The sequence below is a fragment of the Aureimonas altamirensis genome (genome assembly GCF_023702225.1).
In the GTDB taxonomy this organism is placed as follows: domain Bacteria; phylum Pseudomonadota; class Alphaproteobacteria; order Rhizobiales; family Rhizobiaceae; genus Aureimonas; species Aureimonas altamirensis_B.
The window spans coordinates 418,075-434,203 of sequence record NZ_JAMQCO010000002.1; the positions used below are offsets into that span (position 1 = coordinate 418,075).

General features: G+C 64.9%; 15 protein-coding genes and 1 pseudogene. 8 read left to right on the top strand and 8 right to left on the bottom strand.

Annotated features, from left to right (window positions below; all coding sequences use genetic code 11):
* Window positions 1-29 precede the first annotated feature (29 nt).
* Window positions 30-716: pseudogene (locus tag NDN16_RS04675) on the top strand (ABC transporter ATP-binding protein); the annotation flags it as partial.
* Between the two features lie 63 nt (window positions 717-779).
* On the opposite strand, the gene ndk reads toward NDN16_RS04675, so the two are convergent.
* From ndk to NDN16_RS04695, 4 genes are all read right to left on the bottom strand, one after another.
* Entirely contained in the window at window positions 780-1,202 is a 423-nt protein-coding gene (gene ndk / locus NDN16_RS04680; protein WP_251112449.1) for a nucleoside-diphosphate kinase, read from the bottom strand.
* Window positions 1,203-1,301: 99 nt separating this feature from the next.
* Window positions 1,302-1,991: a glutathione S-transferase family protein gene (locus NDN16_RS04685; RefSeq protein ID WP_251112450.1), complete on the bottom strand. Its 690-nt coding sequence runs from the start codon at window positions 1,989-1,991 to the stop codon at window positions 1,302-1,304.
* 13 nt (window positions 1,992-2,004) lie between these two features.
* A complete protein-coding gene (locus NDN16_RS04690) occupies window positions 2,005-2,409 on the bottom strand; it encodes a type II toxin-antitoxin system VapC family toxin (protein WP_251112451.1) in 405 nt (134 codons plus the stop codon).
* The gene (locus NDN16_RS04695) at window positions 2,409-2,654 is read right to left on the bottom strand and encodes a type II toxin-antitoxin system VapB family antitoxin (protein ID WP_251112452.1); all 246 of its coding nucleotides are present in this window, start codon (window positions 2,652-2,654) and stop codon (window positions 2,409-2,411) included. Before NDN16_RS04695 ends, NDN16_RS04690 begins: the two co-directional genes overlap by 1 nt.
* Before the next feature lie 123 nt (window positions 2,655-2,777).
* On the opposite strand from NDN16_RS04695, the gene NDN16_RS04700 reads away from it, so the two are divergent.
* Window positions 2,778-4,676 carry an ABC-F family ATP-binding cassette domain-containing protein gene (locus tag NDN16_RS04700; protein ID WP_251112453.1) on the top strand — a complete coding sequence of 633 codons (1,899 nt, stop codon included), beginning with the start codon at window positions 2,778-2,780 and terminating at the stop codon, window positions 4,674-4,676.
* 13 nt (window positions 4,677-4,689) lie between these two features.
* Here the strand turns inward: NDN16_RS04700 and NDN16_RS04705 are convergent, their stop codons facing one another.
* Window positions 4,690-5,142, bottom strand: a complete 453-nt coding sequence (locus NDN16_RS04705) for a DNA polymerase III subunit chi (RefSeq protein ID WP_251112454.1) — start codon at window positions 5,140-5,142, stop codon at window positions 4,690-4,692.
* A 10-nt stretch (window positions 5,143-5,152) separates the two neighbouring features.
* Complete coding sequence (locus NDN16_RS04710) at window positions 5,153-6,649, bottom strand: leucyl aminopeptidase (RefSeq protein ID WP_251112455.1); 1,497 nt, start codon at window positions 6,647-6,649, stop codon at window positions 5,153-5,155.
* Window positions 6,650-6,895: 246 nt separating this feature from the next.
* On the opposite strand from NDN16_RS04710, the gene NDN16_RS04715 reads away from it, so the two are divergent.
* The 6 genes from NDN16_RS04715 (at window position 6,896) to rsmA (ending at window position 14,542) form a co-directional block, all read left to right on the top strand.
* Window positions 6,896-8,086 (top strand): LptF/LptG family permease, encoded by a 1,191-nt coding sequence (locus NDN16_RS04715; protein ID WP_251112456.1) that lies wholly within the window; start codon window positions 6,896-6,898, stop codon window positions 8,084-8,086.
* Window positions 8,083-9,165 (top strand): LPS export ABC transporter permease LptG, encoded by a 1,083-nt coding sequence (lptG, locus tag NDN16_RS04720; RefSeq protein WP_251112457.1) that lies wholly within the window; start codon window positions 8,083-8,085, stop codon window positions 9,163-9,165. The genes NDN16_RS04715 and lptG overlap by 4 nt, the downstream gene beginning before the upstream one ends.
* 52 nt (window positions 9,166-9,217) lie before the next feature.
* Window positions 9,218-11,617 (top strand): LPS-assembly protein LptD, encoded by a 2,400-nt coding sequence (locus NDN16_RS04725; RefSeq protein ID WP_251112458.1) that lies wholly within the window; start codon window positions 9,218-9,220, stop codon window positions 11,615-11,617.
* A gap of 122 nt (window positions 11,618-11,739) precedes the next feature.
* A complete protein-coding gene (locus NDN16_RS04730; protein WP_251112459.1) occupies window positions 11,740-12,669 on the top strand; it encodes a peptidylprolyl isomerase in 930 nt (309 codons plus the stop codon).
* A complete protein-coding gene (pdxA, locus tag NDN16_RS04735; protein ID WP_251112460.1) occupies window positions 12,666-13,706 on the top strand; it encodes a 4-hydroxythreonine-4-phosphate dehydrogenase PdxA in 1,041 nt (346 codons plus the stop codon). Before NDN16_RS04730 ends, pdxA begins: the two co-directional genes overlap by 4 nt.
* Window positions 13,703-14,542: a 16S rRNA (adenine(1518)-N(6)/adenine(1519)-N(6))-dimethyltransferase RsmA gene (gene rsmA, locus NDN16_RS04740; protein WP_251112461.1), complete on the top strand. Its 840-nt coding sequence runs from the start codon at window positions 13,703-13,705 to the stop codon at window positions 14,540-14,542. Before pdxA ends, rsmA begins: the two co-directional genes overlap by 4 nt.
* A gap of 13 nt (window positions 14,543-14,555) precedes the next feature.
* Here rsmA and gmk read toward each other — a convergent pair whose 3' ends face one another.
* The gene (gmk, locus tag NDN16_RS04745) at window positions 14,556-15,233 is read right to left on the bottom strand and encodes a guanylate kinase (RefSeq protein WP_251112462.1); all 678 of its coding nucleotides are present in this window, start codon (window positions 15,231-15,233) and stop codon (window positions 14,556-14,558) included.
* Entirely contained in the window at window positions 15,230-16,120 is an 891-nt protein-coding gene (locus NDN16_RS04750; RefSeq protein WP_251112463.1) for a YicC/YloC family endoribonuclease, read from the bottom strand. The genes gmk and NDN16_RS04750 overlap by 4 nt, the downstream gene beginning before the upstream one ends.
* Window positions 16,121-16,129 lie beyond the last annotated feature (9 nt).

Sequence of the window (16,129 nt, forward strand, 5' to 3'; positions counted from 1 at the left end):
CGATCCTGTCCGGCGTCAGCATCGACGTCGCGCCGGGCGAGACGCTGGGTATCGTCGGCCCGAACGGATCCGGCAAGTCGACGCTTCTGCGCATTCTCGCCGGGCTGCTGCCATCGAACGGCGTTCTTCTGGACGGCAAGCCGTCATTCCGTATGACCCGGCGCGATCTGGCGCGCAATCTCGCCTTCGTTGCCCAATCCTCCGACACGGAGGAAGCGTTGACGGTCTGGGATTGCGTGGAACTGGGACGGACGCCGTGGCTTGCGCCCTTTGCAGCGCCGAGTGCGGCAGATCGGGAAATCGTCGCGCAATCCATAAGCGCCGTGGGGCTGGACGGCTTCGACGCGCGCTTCTGGAGCACGCTTTCGGGCGGCGAGCGCCAGCGCGTGCACATCGCGCGCGCCTTGGCGCAGCGCCCTCGCCTGCTGATCCTCGACGAGCCGACCAATCATCTCGACATCCACCATCAGATGGAAGTGCTGCGGCTGGTCTCCGCGCTGCCGGTCACGGTCGTCGTCGCGCTGCACGACCTGAACCAGGCATTGGGATGCGACAGGCTCGCCATCATGGAAAAGGGCCGGCTTGCAGCCGTGGGCGCGCCGGCCGACGTGCTGACGCAAGCGCGCCTTGCCTCGATCTTCCGGGTGGGCAGCCGAACCCTGACGGATCCCCGCGATGGGCACCGGGTCTTCCGCTTCATCGCGCTGGATCGCTGATGGCAGAACGCCCGCCAGGCCAGGGGCCGGACGGGCGTCCATCATAGGGGAAGGCCGAAACCTTCAGCCGACGATTTCGGTCTCGGCGAACCAGTAGGCGATCTCCTGGCTGGCCGTTTCGGGCGCGTCGGAGCCGTGAACCGAGTTTTCGCCGATGGAAACGGCGAAGGACTTGCGGATCGTGCCCTCGGCGGCGTCGGCCGGATTGGTCGCGCCCATGACTTCGCGGTTCTTCAGGATGGCGTTTTCGCCTTCGAGGACCTGCACGATCGTCGGCCCGGAGGTCATCGTCTCGACGAGTTCTCCGAAGAACGGCCGCTCCTTGTGGACGGCGTAGAAGCCCTCGGCCTCGCGCTTGCTCATCCAGACGCGCTTGGAAGCGACGACGCGCAGGCCGGCTTCTTCCAGCTTCTGCGTGATGGCGCCCGTCAGGTTGCGCCGCGTTGCGTCCGGCTTGATCATGGAGAACGTGCGTTCGATAGCCATATGGCTTTCCTTCCGATGGAATACGAGGGAAAAGATGCCGCTCCATACAGTGCGGGCCGGACATCGGCAAGGCCCGGAGAGGCGATCCCGAAGAGGCGGTCAGGCCGCCGCGACGCTGCGCCCCTCGCCGTCATAGAGGTCGAGGCATCGCTCGAACCACTCCATCACGCGGTCATCCGGCTTCAGCGGATGGAAGGGCGATACGACGCGCAGCCACTGAAACGCGCCGAACACGATATGATCGGCGAAGCCCGGCTGCCGCCCGCTCAGGAAAGGCTGGATCTTCAGCGTGGCGCGCAGGGGGTTGAGCGCGCGCGAGAAGGCCTCGACATGCTCGGGATCGCGATGCACGACCTCTTCCAGCTTCATGCCGAAGAAGGCCTCCCGCGTGCGGCGGAAATGCTCCTTGTCGGCCTCGTCGAGCAGCGAGTAGATATCCATCAGCGCGACGGAGGTGACGAAGGGGTGCAGCGTACGCTGCGACCAGCTTTCCACCAGCCGCGCCAGCCCTCGCCCGATCTCGCTGCCGAACAAGGGCGGACCGTCGGGGTAATTGGCTTCCAGATACTCGGCGATGGCGAAGGAATCCTGCACGACGTCCTTGCCGTCCCGCAGCACGGGCACCGTCCTGTCGAAGCCGTTCTCGACATGCCGGACGCTGGTGAAGGGCACGGGGACAGTCTCGAATTCCAGCCCCTTGTGGCGCAGGGCCAGCCGGATCTTCCAGCAATGGGGCGAGAAGGGCCGGGTCTCGTCCTGGCCCACCAGTTCGTACAACAAGATGCTCATGCCATTCTTTCCTCTACGGAACGGTCGGAAGATCCGTCTGCCTGAATTCGTCGTGCGTGGCGAGGATCGGCATGCCCCCATGCTTGGCGCAGGCATAATGCACGCAATCCGCCAGGTTGAGCTTCGTCCGCCCGGTGCGATAGCGGCTGGCGGCGTCAAGCAGCAAAGGCGTCAACTCCCGTGCCGGGGGAAGATCGGCGATGACGATCGCACGCTCCTCGACGAATTCCAGGACGATCCGGCCCGCCAATTCCAGAGGCACGCCGAACTTGTCCGGCCGGGCCAGTGCGATTGCCGCCTCGATGACCGCAAGAGGAGAAGTCGTCGGTGACGGCGCTTCCGAAAGCACCTCGGAAACGCGCTCGCCCTCGGCCTCGCCCGAAAGGATCGCGATCATCGCACATGCATCGACGAACATCAGCGACGCTGCCACATCGCGTCGAAAGCTTCGCGGGGCAAGGGCTGCCGCGCCTTTTCATCGAGACGAATGCCATGTCGCGCGCGAATGCGCTCGGCCGTTTCCAGCGGAGTTTCCCGCACCTCGCGTCTTTCCAGGGCCTCCGACATTGCAAGAGATATCGCCCTGCTCAAGGATACGTTCTCGATCCCCGCGAGCTTGCGCGTCAGACGCTCGGCCGTTTCGTTCGTTATGTGCAACGGCATGTCATATCCGATCTACATGACCCTTGGTCGGAATGTACACATAAGGCGCAGCCATGAGAAGCAATTCGTGCCGGCTGTTGCCGGCCTCTTTCGCGCGGCGACGAGACATGGCAAAAGCGGCTCATGCTTCAGATCACAGACCTTTCCGCCCGTGTCGCCGGCCGGCTTCTCATCGACCACGCAAGCCTGACCATTCCGGCCGGCACCAAGGCCGGCCTCGTCGGCCGCAACGGCGCGGGCAAGTCTACCCTCTTCCGCATCGTCACCGGTGATCTCGCCGCCGAGACCGGCTCGATCAGCGTGCCGCGCAACACCCGCATCGGCCAGGTGGCGCAGGAGGCGCCGGGCACCGAGGAGTCCCTGATCGAGATCGTGCTGGCAGCCGACGAGGAGCGTGTCTCCCTTCTGGCCGAAGCGGAAACCGCGACCGACCCGCACCGCATCGCCGAAATCCATACCCGCCTTGCCGATATCGAAAGCCATTCGGCGGAGGCGCGCGCCGCCGCCATCCTGGACGGGCTGGGTTTCGACAGCGCCGCGCAGGCACGGCCGGTATCGTCGTTTTCGGGCGGATGGCGCATGCGCGTCGCGCTTGCCGCCGTGCTGTTCTCGCGTCCCGACCTGCTGCTGCTGGACGAGCCGACCAACTATCTCGACCTCGAAGGCACGCTCTGGCTGGAAAACTTCGTTTCCCGCTATCCCTACACCGTTCTGATCATCAGCCACGACCGCGATGTCCTGAACAATGCCGTCAACGCCATCATCCATCTAGACCAGCGCAAGCTGAACTTCTATCGCGGCTCCTACGACCAGTTCGAGCGACAGCGCGCCGAAAAGCTGGAACTGCTGCAAAAGCAGATCACCAAGCAGCAGGCCGAGCGCAAGCATATGGAGGCCTTCGTCGAGCGCTTCCGCGCCAAGGCCAGCAAGGCGCGACAGGCACAAAGCCGCCTGAAGGCGCTGGAACGCATGCAGCCGCTTGCCGCCATCGTGGAAGAGCACGTCGTGCCCTTTACCTTCGATGCGCCGCAGAAGACGCTGGCATCGCCCATCATCCGCATGGAGGACGCGGCGGTCGGCTATCAGGCCGGGCGATCCATCCTGAAGCACCTGGACCTCCGGATCGACCATGACGACCGGATCGCGCTGCTGGGCGCCAACGGCAACGGCAAGTCCACCTTCGCCAAGCTGCTCGCCGACCGCCTTCAGGCGCAGCAGGGTACGATCACCCGCGCGCCGGGGCTGAAGGTCGCCTTCTTCGCCCAGCACCAGATCGACGACCTGCGGCCCGAAGAGACCGCCGTCCAGCATGTGCGGCGCGCCATGCCGGACGTGCCCGAAGCGAAGGTGCGCGCCAAGGTGGCCCGCATGGGCCTTGCCACGGAGAAGATGGATACGGTGGCCGACAAGCTGTCCGGCGGCGAAAAGGCCCGTCTGTTGATGGGGCTTGCCACGCTGGACGCTCCGAACCTCTTGATCCTCGACGAGCCGACCAACCATCTGGATATCGAAGCACGCGAAAGCCTCGTCCGCGCGCTCAACGAATATCCGGGGGCCGTCATCCTGATCAGCCACGACCGCCACATGGTCGAGGCCACGGTGGACCGGCTGTGGATCGTCGGAGACGGAACCGTGGCGCGCTATGACGGCGATCTCGACGACTACAAGAAGTTGATCCTTTCGGGCCGGCGCAGCGGCAGCGGCCAGGCCGCATCCGAAGAAGACGCGCCCGCCGTTCCGCAGGTATCCAAGGCAGAGCAGCGCAAGAACGCCGCCGAGCGTCGCGAGGCCCTGAAGCCGCTTCGCAAGCAGATCTCCGCGCTGGAGATTCAGATGACGCGCCTGCAGAAGACGATCGGCGATCTCGACGGGCAACTAGCCGACCCGGCGCTCTATGCGAAGGAACCGGCCAAGGCGGCCGAACTGGCGAAGCAGAAATCCCTGGCCGAGAAGACGCTGACGAAGGCCGAAGGCGAATGGCTGGCCCTGTCGGAAGAGCATGACGCGGCCATGGCCGACTAGGGCATTTTCAGCGTCAGGCTTTCTTGATCCAGCGCCGCTCCGGCGTTTGCTGCCAATAGGTCACCACTTGGTCGGCGGCCTTCTCGACCTTCCAACGCTCTCGCGCGGTGGCAAGCTGGTCGGGATCGTAGCCGTCGAACAGATAGACGCCGCGAACATAGGGCTCCAGGCTCAGCGGCACCGCGCCCTCCACCAGAAAGCGCACATGCGGATCGTTCGCGCGCTGCTCGGCGTCGCACGTCAGAAGGATCGGCTGCAGGCCGGCCGATCCCTCCGCGTCGGAGCCGTGCGGCAGGAAGCTGTCGTCCCGATAGACCCAGAGATGCTGGTCCAGCGCGTCGCGTCGCTCTTCGGTGGCGGTCTGCACCACGACGCGCCAGCCCCGCGCGAGGCACTTTTCGAGCAGGTCGGGCAAAGCCTCCTCGAGGCGGCTTTCCGTCATATGGTAGAAAAGCACCTCGGCCATGGCCGCGCGCCTAGGCCTGCTCGTAATTGTCGGCGACGAGCCGGTCCAGAAGGCGCACGCCGAAGCCCGACGCCCAGGACTGGCTGTACTCGTTCGACGGCGAGCCCATGGCCGTGCCGGCCACGTCCAGATGGGCCCACGGCACGTCGTTGACGAAACGCTGCAGAAACTGCGCCGCCGTGATGGAGCCGGCCGCGCGCCCGCCGCCGATGTTGCGGATATCGGCGAACTTGCCCTCGATCATCTTGTCGTATTCCTTGCCCAGCGGCATGCGCCAGACCTTTTCCCCGGTTGCCTCGCCGGCGCTGGACAGTTGGGCGGACAAGGCGTCGTCGTTGGAGAAGAGCCCGGCATAATGATTGCCGAGCGCCACGATGATGGCTCCGGTCAACGTCGCCAGGTTCACCATGAAGCGCGGCTTGAACCGATCCTGCGTGTACCAGAGCGCGTCGGCCAGCACGAGCCGCCCCTCCGCATCCGTGTTCAGTACTTCGATCGTTGTGCCGGACATGGCGCGCACGATGTCGCCCGGCCGCTGGGCCTTTCCGTCGACCGCATTCTCGACCAGGCCGACGATTCCCACCGCATTGACCTTCGCCTTGCGGCCAGCCAGCGCGCGCATCAGCCCGACGACGGCGGCCGAGCCGCCCATGTCGCCCTTCATGTCCTCCATGCCGGCCGCCGGCTTGATGGATATGCCGCCGGTATCGAAGACGACACCCTTGCCCACGAAGGCGACGGGGGCCTCGCCCTCCGTCCCGCCGTTCCAGCGGATGACGGCAAGACGCGCCGGCGACGGAGAGCCCTGTGCCACGCCCAGCAGGGCGAACATCTTCAGTTCCGCCAGTTGCTCCTCTTCGAGGATCTCGACTTCGAGGCCGAAATCGCGCAGCGTCTCTATGCGGCGTGCGTACTCTACCGTTGTCAGGATGTTGGCCGGTTCGTTGACCAGGTTGCGCGCCAGGATAACGCCCTCGCCCACCGGCTCGCGCCGCGCATACGCCGCCCCGGCCGCCTCGCCATCCTTGACGTGGAAGGTGATGGTGGCAGGTGCGTCCTGCCTGGGGGCCTCGCCCTCGGCATCGTCCTTGGACTTCTTGCTCTTGTAGAGGTCGAAATCATAGGCGCGCAGGACGGCGCCCTCCGCCATGCCGGCCACCTCGGACGCACCGACATCGGCCGCCATGACGGAAACGCCGGAAGCGCCCTTCGTGCGGGCGAGGATCGTTCCGCCGATCTTCAGCCAATCCTCTTCCACAAGTTCCTTTTCGCCCTTGATGCCGACGACGACCAGCTTGTCGAGCCCGCTGCCGGACGGCGCCAGGATCTCGACGGTCGACAGGAGCCTGGCCTTGAACTTGGCTGCCTCGGCGGCGCGCAGGACCTGCTCGGCCAAAGTCTCGCCGACGAGGCCTGAAAGCGCGGAAACGTCGCCGGCCAGGACGACGCGGACCCCGTCTTCCGGCGGCCGGGTCGTGGAAAAGGCGATGGTTGGCGTGAGGGCCATGGGGATGCTCCCGATTTTTTGGGGGAATTCTCGTTCCGGGGAATCGATGTTTGTTCGTCCGACTGCTATGCGGCCTATCTTGGAAATGGTGCGCGCCATTGCAAGAGAAACGAACGATCATCAATTGTTCACGATGTTCGTTCGCCCTTCTTTAGCCAAGCTCGCACAATCTATGGTCGGCAACGCGCACAAGGCGTGCTGCCAGTCTCGCGCAGTGCGGGCGGACACGGGTATCTGACGGCATCCATGAAGCTTCTGGAACGCTACATTTTCCGACGTGCCGCCATCTTCAGCGCGGCTTCGCTGGCGGCACTGGTCCTCGTCGTGTGGGTCGTCCAGGTGCTTCAGCGCGTGGATCTCGTGCGCAGTACGCTGGGGGCGGTCGGCGACATCCTGTGGATCGCGCTGATGCTGTTGCCGGACCTGACGGCAGGCGTCCTTCCCTTCGCCATCCTGATCGGGTCGATCCAGGCCCTGAACGGCCTGAACACGGATTCCGAACGATCCGTCATCTCCGCGGCGGGCGCATCGCAATTCCTGGTCGCCAAGCCGATCATCCTTCTCGGGCTGATCGCCTCCGCTCTGGTGCTGTTCAATTCCAACATACTGGGTCCGGCGTCGTCCAAGGCCTTCCAGAACGGCGTGCGCTCCATCAATGCCAACGCGATCTCGCTGTTCCTGACGCCGGGCCGCTTCGAGCGCGTCCAGGACGGGGTCGTCATCAGCGTCGCCGATATGCGCGGCCCGGTTATCCAGGGCCTGTTCCTGGCCGACAGTCGCGACCCTGCGACCGACGTGAACTATTTCGCCCAGGAGGCGTCCATCGTCGATCTGGACGGCGAATCCTTCCTGGTGCTGAAGAACGGCCAGCTGCATCGCAAACCCGTCAACGACGACGCGATCTCGGTGATCGAGTTCCAGACCTACGCGTTCGACCTTGCGGACCTTCGGCCGGTATCCACCCGTGACTGGATCCGCATGTCGGAGCGCAGCACGGGCGAGTTGACGAACCCGGACCCGAGCGATCCACTCTATCAGTCCAATCCCAACCGGTTCATCGAGGAACTGGCCCTGCGCTGGAGCGACTGGTTGTACCCCATCGCCTTCGCCCTTTGGGCGGCGGCCGTTGCCGGGCCGCCGCGCACCAACCGGCAGGGAACGGGCCCCACGATGGTGATCGGCCTGGGCGGCGCGCTGCTTCTGAAGGCGCTCGGCTTCGTATCGCTGTCGCTGGTGGAAGCCAACACGGCGATGGTGCCCCTGGTGTTCGCCCTGCCGCTGCTGTCGGCAATCTCGAGCGCCATCCTCCTGGCGCGCAATGTCAACGTGGTCGAATCCCGCTTCGTCCGCAACGTCTCGGAGGCGATCTCCGCATCCGCCACCGCCCTGCGCCGACGATCGCTCGGGCGGTCGCACCGAACGGGACGCACGGCATGAAGCGCCTGACGCTCGATCTGTACTTCATGCGACTGTTCATGAAGAGCGTGTTCGGCACGCTCGCCATCGTCTTCGCGCTCGCTTACCTCGTGGATCTGATCGAACTCAGCCGCCGGGGGCGCTTCGACGATATCGGCTTCGGAACGCTTGCGGCCATCTCCGCCTTCCGCGTTCCATCCTTCATCGAGCAGGCCTTCCCCTTCGTCATCCTGTTCGGATCGATCTTCACGCTCGTCACGCTGAACCGGCGGATGGAGCTCGTGGTCGCGCGCGCGGCCGGCATATCGATCTGGCAGATCCTGTTTCCCCTCCTTGCCGGTTCGTTCCTTCTCGGCGTCGCCGCCACCGGCCTCTACAATCCCTTGGCCAGCATGGCGCAGACCCGCTCCGCCCAGATCGAGACGATGGTGGCGGGCGACCGGGCCGACGAGAATGCCAGCCGCACGCCGTGGCTGCGCCAGCATGGCGGCGGCATCTCGTCCATCATCGGAGCCAAGGCCGTTACGGATGGGGGGCGCGAACTGGGCGGCGTGACCGCCTTCGTGCTCAACGATAACGGAATCGTGCGCGAGCGCATCGATGCCGACAGGGCAACGCTGGGCGACGGCGCGTGGATGATCGACCGCCCCGTCGTCACCGTGGTCGGCTTCCCGCCGGAAAGCCGCCCGTCCTATACGCTTCCGACGACGCTCCTGCCCGAATACATCGAGCAGCGGCTGGCCGATCCCAGCACCATATCCGTCTGGGAATTGCCGTCGAAAATCGATGTGGCGCGGCAATTAGGGTACAATGCAGACGCTTTTTCCATGCGTCTTTACACACTGTTGGCAAAACCTGCACTATTCATGGCTATGACCCTTGTGGCAGCCACGGTTGCGGTGCGTTATTCGCGGCTGGGGCAATCCGGGCCAGCGATCATCGGTGGCGTGGCGGCAGGCTTCGTGCTTTATGTCGCAACGTTTCTGGCGCAGGCGCTGGGCAGCAATTCCGTGGTACCCCCCGTTGCGGCGGCGTGGTTCCCGGTCGTGGCGGCAGGACTGTTCGGGGTAACGGTTCTGCTCCATCAGGAGGACGGTTAGTATGACAGCGAGGGGGACCTCGCGCCGCACTGGGACTGGGGGACAGTCGTTTGTGAAAGGCGTGCTACTGGCGGGCGCGGCCCTGTGTGCGATGACCGCACATGGCGGTTTGGCGTTTGCGCAGGAATCGCTGGGCGGGCTCGGCGTCAACGTGAACGTCAACGAGGGCGACCAGCTCTTCCTCGAGGCGGACACCGTCTCCTACGACAGCGACACCGCAACCGTCACGGCCTCCGGCGGCGTCCAGATCGACTATGGGCAATACAAGCTCGTCGCGCGGCAGATCGTCTACGACCAGAACCTGAAGCGACTGGTCGCAGCGGGCGATGTGGAACTGGTGGAGCCAGGCGGCAACCGCATCTATGCGGACGCGCTCGACGTCACGGACGACTTTGCCGACGGATTCATCAAGGCCCTGCGCATCGAGACGCCCGAGAATACCCGGCTTGCCGCGGCGGAGGCCGTGCGCGAGAACAGCTCGGTCACCACTTTCGAGCGCGGCGTCTACACGGCCTGCGAAGCCTGCCGCGAGAATCCGGATAGGCCGCCCTTGTGGCAGGTGAAGGCGCGCCGCATCGTCTGGGACCAGCAGGAGCAGATCATCCGCTATTACGGTGCGCGCTTCGAACTGTTCGGCGCGCCCCTCGCCTACCTGCCGTATTTCGCGACGCCCGATCCGACGGTCAAGCGGCGCAGCGGCTTCCTGGCGCCATCCTTCGTCCAGTCCGACAAGACCGGCTTCGGACTCCGGGTGCCTTATTTCCTGGCCCTGTCCGACAGCTACGACGCCACGGTGGCCGGCACCTACTATTCCAAGCAGGGGTTCCTCGGCGAGGTCGAGTATCGCCAGGCCTTCGAGAACGGATATTTCACGCTGCAGGCTGCCGGCATCTCGCAGAACAAACCCGAAGAGTTCGACGATTTCTGGTCCGACGGCATCAACTTCCGCGAGGACGTCCCGCCGGAAAACCGGGGAATGATCGGCACCACGGGCCGGTTCGCCATCAACGAACGATGGACCTTCGGTTGGGACGCCCTGCTGCAGACCGATCCCAACTTCTCCGAAGTCTACAGCATCGACAATTTCAACGAGGTCTACCGGTCGTCGGAAATCTACCTGACGGGCCTCGGCACGCAGAGCTTCTTCGACCTGAGGGCCCAGAAGTTCGATGTGCAGACGCAGAACACCTTCAACGAGGAGGTGCAGCCCTATGTCCTGCCCTCGCTCGACTACGAGTATATCGCGGAAAACCCCGTCTATGGCGGTCAGCTCCAACTGAACGCCAACATCACCAATATCCGGCGCGACGACAGCTTTCCCGCGTCGTTGCTGGTGTGCCGGCCCGGCTTCTACACCGAAGGCGTCTGCGACGGCTCGACGGGCTTCCCCTACTGGACGGACACGTTCCGCCGGAACGCACTGGAGGGGGACTACTCGCGCGGGACTGTGGAAGCCAACTGGAAGCGCGATTTCATCACCGACGCCGGGCTTGTGCTGACCCCGTCGGCCAATGTACGGGGCGACGTCTATCGCGCGGACATGCGCGCCGACGGCTTCGACTACGGGACGCTCTATTCCGATCTCGGCGCCTTCTCGATCGACGAGACGGGCGTTCGCGGAATGGCGACGGCTGCGATCGAGGCGCGTTATCCCTATCTCATCGAGACGGAGCGCACCTCCCACCTGATCGAGCCGATCGCACAGCTTCTCGTGAGGCCCGACGCCTCCAAGGCCGGAATGCTGCCCAACGAAGACGCACAGACGCTCGTCTTCAACACGGCGAACCTCTTCTCGCACGACAAGTTCTCCGGCTACGACCGGATCGAAGGTGGAACGCGCGCCAATGTGGGCGTCCAGTATTCAGGCGTGTTCGGCACCGGCTATTTCCTCAACGCCGTGGCCGGCCAGTCTTTCCACCTGGCGGGAGAGAACCCCTATGCGCAGGACAATCTTGCGCTGGTGGGCTATGATTCGGGGTTGGAAACCGACCGTTCGGACTATGTCGCGGGCGTTGCCCTGACCGTGCCGCTGGGCATAACGCTCGGAGCGCAGGGCCGCTTCGACGAAAGCGATCTCGAATTGCGGCGCACCGATCTTTCCTCCAGCTTCTCCTACGGCAAGGTGGGCGGGTCGGTCATCTATTCGCAGATCGCCGCCCAGCCGGTCTATGGCCTGCCGGTGGACCGCCAGCAGATCACCACGGCCGCCAGCGTCCAGCTGACGGATTCGATCCGGGCGTTCGGCTCCATCGGCTACGATCTCGAGAACGAGTCGGTCATCTCGCGCAGCTTCGGCGTCGGCTATGCCGACGAGTGCTTCAGCCTCATCGCGCAGTATCAGAGCACCGACGATCGCTATCAGCTGACATCGTCCGAATCGAAGCTGATGGTTACGCTGAGCCTGAGGACGCTGGTCGAAACCGACTTCAATTATGGCCTTGGCGAAGACTGAGGACACGGGAGCGTGCTCTCGAAAGCGGCTTGACGATCATTCTTTTGCCAAAGCTGTTTCGTATCGGCCATAATACGCTTAGAAAAGCGGCCGAACCGGATGAACGGGAGCCTTAGACATCGATGATCAAGAAGCGTTTTCTCGCGGGCGCCGCCGTAGCGGCCCTGGCCGCCCTGGGCGCCGTCGGACCGCTTCCGCTTTCCGCAAAGCCGGCGATCGCGGCGACGGAAGTCAAGGTTGTCGTCAACAGGCAGGCGATCACCTCCTACCAGATCCAGCTTCGGCAGGCCTTCCTGCGGCTGCGGCGCGCACCGGCCAGCGCCGACGCGGCCACGAAGGAATTGATCGACGAGGCCGTGAAGAAGCAGGAGATACGCCGTCGCGGTATCTCCATTCCGGATAGCGCGGTGGAAGAGGCCTATGCCAACTTCGCGCGCCAGAACAATCTGTCGATTGCGCAACTGGGACAGCTGTTCGGGCAGGCCGGCTTCTCGGGAGACGCCTTCAAGGACTATATCCGCGTCCAGATGGGCTGGGGCCAGGCCGTCCGCATGAACGTTCAGCAGACGGAACGCCTGAGCGAGCAGGACGTGGTGCAGCGCATGCTGCAGCAGGGCGGGGAAAAGCCTACCACCACGGAGTACACCTTGCAGCAGATCGTCTTCGTGCTGCCGCAGGGCGCCTCGCGGGATCGGCGCACGGCCGAGGCGAATGCGATGCGCCAGCGCTTCCAGAGCTGCGACAGCGCCTTCCAGCTTGCACGCGGACTGCGCGACGTGACGGTGCGTGATCTCGGCCGCGTCGCGCAGCCGGAGCTGCCCCCCCGCTGGAAGGATGAAATCAGCCGGCTTTCGGCCGGCGGCACCACGCGTCCGCAGGTGACGGAGCGCGGCGTCGAATTCATCGCCGTGTGCAACACGCGCCGGATCTCGGACGACCATGCGGCGCAGCTCGTCTACCAGGCCAAGGATCTGGAGTCGCTCAGCGCCTCCGAACCCGATGCGGCCCTTCTCAAGAAGCTGCGCGACCAGGCGACGATCGTCCGTCGATGACGTCGCCATCCGTGGCGGGGCTGCCCCTGGCCGTCTCGGTGGGGGAGCCGTCCGGAATCGGGCCGGATCTTGTCCTGACATGTCACCGGGACAGGGCGCTGTTCAACCTCGCGCCCTTCTTCACGGTTGCAGACCCGGGCATGCTCGAAAGCCGCGCGGAGCGGCTGGGGATCGACCTTTCCGTAGCCGTCATCGAGCGGCCGGAAGATGCGGTCGCCGCCTTTCCTTCTGCCCTGCCCGTGCTGCCTCTTCAGAACAGACATGAGGACGAGCCGGGCGCGACGAACCCGGCCAACGCCGCCGGCACGATCGAATCCATCGAGCGGGCAACCCGGTACACGCTCGAGGGCCGGGCCGTGGCCCTGGTAACGGCGCCCATCGAGAAAAAGACCCTCTACGACGCGGGCTTCGACCACCCGGGGCATACCGAGTTTCTGGCCGCGCTGTGCCAGCGCCATAGCGGCCATAGCATTCAACCCGTGATGCTGTTGACCGGGCCGGAGCTGTCGAGCGTACCGGTGACCATCCATATTCCGCTGAGCGAGGTGCCCAGGGCCTTGACGACGGAGCTCGTCGTCGCCACCGGGCGCATCGTCGCGCGGCACCTGAAGCGCGATTTCGGCATTGCCCAACCGCGCCTGGCCGTCGCCGGGCTGAACCCCCATGCCGGCGAGCAGGGCGCGATGGGCCGCGAGGACATCGAGATCGTGGCCCCGGCCATCGAGCGCCTGCGCCGGGACGGTATCACGGTCCACGGGCCGCTCCCCGCAGACACGATGTTCCATGCGCAGGCGCGCAGCACCTACGACGTGGCGCTCTGCATGTATCACGATCAAGCGCTCATCCCGGTGAAGACGCTGGGTTTCGACGAGTCGGTCAACGTCACACTCGGCCTTCCGATCATCCGTACATCGCCGGATCACGGAACGGCGGCGGCCATCGCGGGTACCGGGAAGGCGCGCGCCGCCAGCTTCATCGCCGCGCTGACACTGGCAAGCCGCATGGCATCCATTCGTGCGGGCAGCGGCGACGCATGAGCCGTATCGACACACTGCCCCCTCTGCGCGAGGTTCTGGCCAGCCACGGCCTGGAGCCACGCAAGGCCTTGGGGCAGAACTTCCTTCTCGACCTCAATCTGACGGCGCGCATCGCGCGGCAGGCAAAACCCCTGGCCGATGCCACGATCGTCGAGATCGGGCCGGGGCCCGGCGGCCTGACCCGTGCGCTCCTGGCCGAAGGCGCGGCGCATGTGATCGCGGTGGAAAAGGACGAGCGCTGCCTTCCCGCCTTGCAGGCCATCGCGGAGGCCTATCCGGGCCGACTGACCGTCGTACCGGGCGACGCACTGCAGGTGGACCTGCCGGCGCTGGCCGGGAGCCCGTTCAAGGTCGTTGCGAACCTGCCTTACAATGTCGGAACGCAGATCCTGCTGAATCTGGTGACGACCGACGCGTGGCCGCCACCCTGGACCTCCCTGACACTGATGTTCCAGCGTGAGGTTGCCCAACGCATCGTGGCCCGTGAGAACGACGATCATTATGGCCGTCTCGGCGTTCTGTGCGGCTGGCGCACCGAGGCGGAGATCCTGTTCGACGTATCGCCGCAGGCCTTCACCCCGCCGCCCAAGGTCACCTCTTCGATCGTGCAGATCACGCCGCGAACAAAGCCTTTGCCCGTCGACCTGTCGCAACTCGAAAAGATAACCGCGCTTGCCTTCGGACAGCGCAGAAAGATGCTGCGCCAGAGCCTGAAAGCGGCCGGCGGGGAAAAACTTCTCGACCGGGCCGGAATCGATCCCCAGCGCCGGGCAGAGACCTTGAGTGTCGAGGAATTCGTCCATCTGGCCAATCTGGCCCAGGACCGTGAAATCTGACAGGTTCCGGCGGTCAGCCGTCCATCAGCTTGTCGGCTTCTTCCAGCAACGCCGCCGTGAAATCGAACAGCCCGGGCCGCCGGTCCCGCCGCAGGCGCTCGGCATTGACGATCGACAACACCGCCGCGAAGGCCCGGTCCAGATCGTCATTGATGACGACATACTCATAGTCGCGCCAGCGCTCGATCTCGACCTTCGCGTTCCGAAGGCGCATCTGGATCGTCTCGGCGGAATCCTCGGCGCGGCGGTTCAGGCGCGAGCGCAACTCCGCCATGGAGGGCGGCAGGATGAAGATGGAGACGATATCCGTCTTGGCCTGCTCCTGCAGTTGCCGCGCACCCTGCCAGTCGATGTCGAAAAGCATGTCGCGCCCTTCCCGCATCGCCTTTTCGGCGGCGTCCCGGGGCGTCCCGTAGAGATTGCCGTGGACCTCGGCCCATTCCAGCAGGGCATCGCCCGTCTGCAGGCGGATGAATTCCTCGCGGCTGATGAAGTGATAATGGACGCCGTCGATTTCGCTGGCGCGGCGCGTCCGAGTGGTAACGCTGACCGACAGGGAAAAGCGCGAATCCTGCTCCAGCAGGTTCCGCGCGATCGTGGACTTCCCCGCTCCGGATGGAGAGGAGATGACGAGCATCAATCCACGCCGCGCGATGGGCAATGGGGATTCGGTGTCGATCAACGGCCTCATTCGATGTTTTGAACCTGCTCCCTGAATTGGTCCACCACGACCTTCAACTGCAATCCGATGGCAGTCAGCGAGGCCGCATTCGATTTCGCGCAGAGCGTATTCGATTCCCGGTTAAATTCCTGTGATAGAAAATCCAGGCGACGTCCGATTGCGCCACCTTCGGACAAAAGGGCCCTCGCCGCGGCAATATGCGCATGCAGCCTGTCGAGTTCCTCGCGGATGTCGGCGCGCGTCGTCAGAAGGGCGGCCTCCTGCGCCAGCCTCCCCTCATCCACAACCGCCGTCGCTGACAGGAGCGCCTCCACCTGGCCGCGAAGCCGCGAACGGATGGCGTCCACGGTTCGGGCCGGGTCTGCCTCCGCGGCCGCTGCAAGCCCTGCCATCTCATCGAGGCGACGAACCAGAACCGAAGCGATCTCGGCGCCTTCGGCAGCCCGGGCGGACGCCAGATCCTCCAGGGCGCGATCCAGCGTATCGAGCGCCGCAGACGCCAGCTCCGCTTCGGCATCGAGCGCCTCGTCGGGGGTGGAGTCGAGAACGCCCTTCAGGGCCAGAAGTCCGTCGGCGGTGGGCGGCGAGGCATGCCCCTCGGTGACGAGCCATCGCGCTTCCGCAACGTAGGCCAAAAGCGCCTGGCGATTGATCGCGCGCTGCGGAGGCGAGGCGCCGCGTTGCACCTGCAGCGACATCTGGACATTGCCCCTCGTCAGGCGGGAAGCAGGCTTGCGGCGCGCATCGAATTCCAGGCTTTCCAGCCCTGTGGGAAGACGAAGGCGAACATCGAGACCCTTGCCGTTCACGGACCGCAGTTCCCAGACGATACGCCAGTCACCATGGTTCGCCTCGGCACGGGCAAAGCCCGTCATGCTGGCAACGGGCTTGCCCATCTCGTGCCT

What these genes read in the sequence shown, in the direction of transcription:
- NDN16_RS04710 (WP_251112455.1), bottom strand. Translation starts at nt 6,649, where the DNA reads ATGGCCCTCACGCCAACCATCGCCTTTTCCACGACCCGGCCGCCGGAA.
- NDN16_RS04750 (WP_251112463.1), bottom strand. Translation starts at nt 16,120, where the DNA reads ATGGGCAAGCCCGTTGCCAGCATGACGGGCTTTGCCCGTGCCGAGGCG.
- NDN16_RS04715 (WP_251112456.1), top strand. Translation starts at nt 6,896, where the DNA reads ATGAAGCTTCTGGAACGCTACATTTTCCGACGTGCCGCCATCTTCAGC.
- pdxA (WP_251112460.1), top strand. Translation starts at nt 12,666, where the DNA reads ATGACGTCGCCATCCGTGGCGGGGCTGCCCCTGGCCGTCTCGGTGGGG.
- NDN16_RS04705 (WP_251112454.1), bottom strand. Translation starts at nt 5,142, where the DNA reads ATGGCCGAGGTGCTTTTCTACCATATGACGGAAAGCCGCCTCGAGGAG.
- NDN16_RS04685 (WP_251112450.1), bottom strand. Translation starts at nt 1,991, where the DNA reads ATGAGCATCTTGTTGTACGAACTGGTGGGCCAGGACGAGACCCGGCCC.
- NDN16_RS04695 (WP_251112452.1), bottom strand. Translation starts at nt 2,654, where the DNA reads ATGCCGTTGCACATAACGAACGAAACGGCCGAGCGTCTGACGCGCAAG.
- rsmA (WP_251112461.1), top strand. Translation starts at nt 13,703, where the DNA reads ATGAGCCGTATCGACACACTGCCCCCTCTGCGCGAGGTTCTGGCCAGC.
- NDN16_RS04730 (WP_251112459.1), top strand. Translation starts at nt 11,740, where the DNA reads ATGATCAAGAAGCGTTTTCTCGCGGGCGCCGCCGTAGCGGCCCTGGCC.
- NDN16_RS04690 (WP_251112451.1), bottom strand. Translation starts at nt 2,409, where the DNA reads ATGTTCGTCGATGCATGTGCGATGATCGCGATCCTTTCGGGCGAGGCC.
- ndk (WP_251112449.1), bottom strand. Translation starts at nt 1,202, where the DNA reads ATGGCTATCGAACGCACGTTCTCCATGATCAAGCCGGACGCAACGCGG.
- NDN16_RS04700 (WP_251112453.1), top strand. Translation starts at nt 2,778, where the DNA reads ATGCTTCAGATCACAGACCTTTCCGCCCGTGTCGCCGGCCGGCTTCTC.
- gmk (WP_251112462.1), bottom strand. Translation starts at nt 15,233, where the DNA reads ATGAGGCCGTTGATCGACACCGAATCCCCATTGCCCATCGCGCGGCGT.
- lptG (WP_251112457.1), top strand. Translation starts at nt 8,083, where the DNA reads ATGAAGCGCCTGACGCTCGATCTGTACTTCATGCGACTGTTCATGAAG.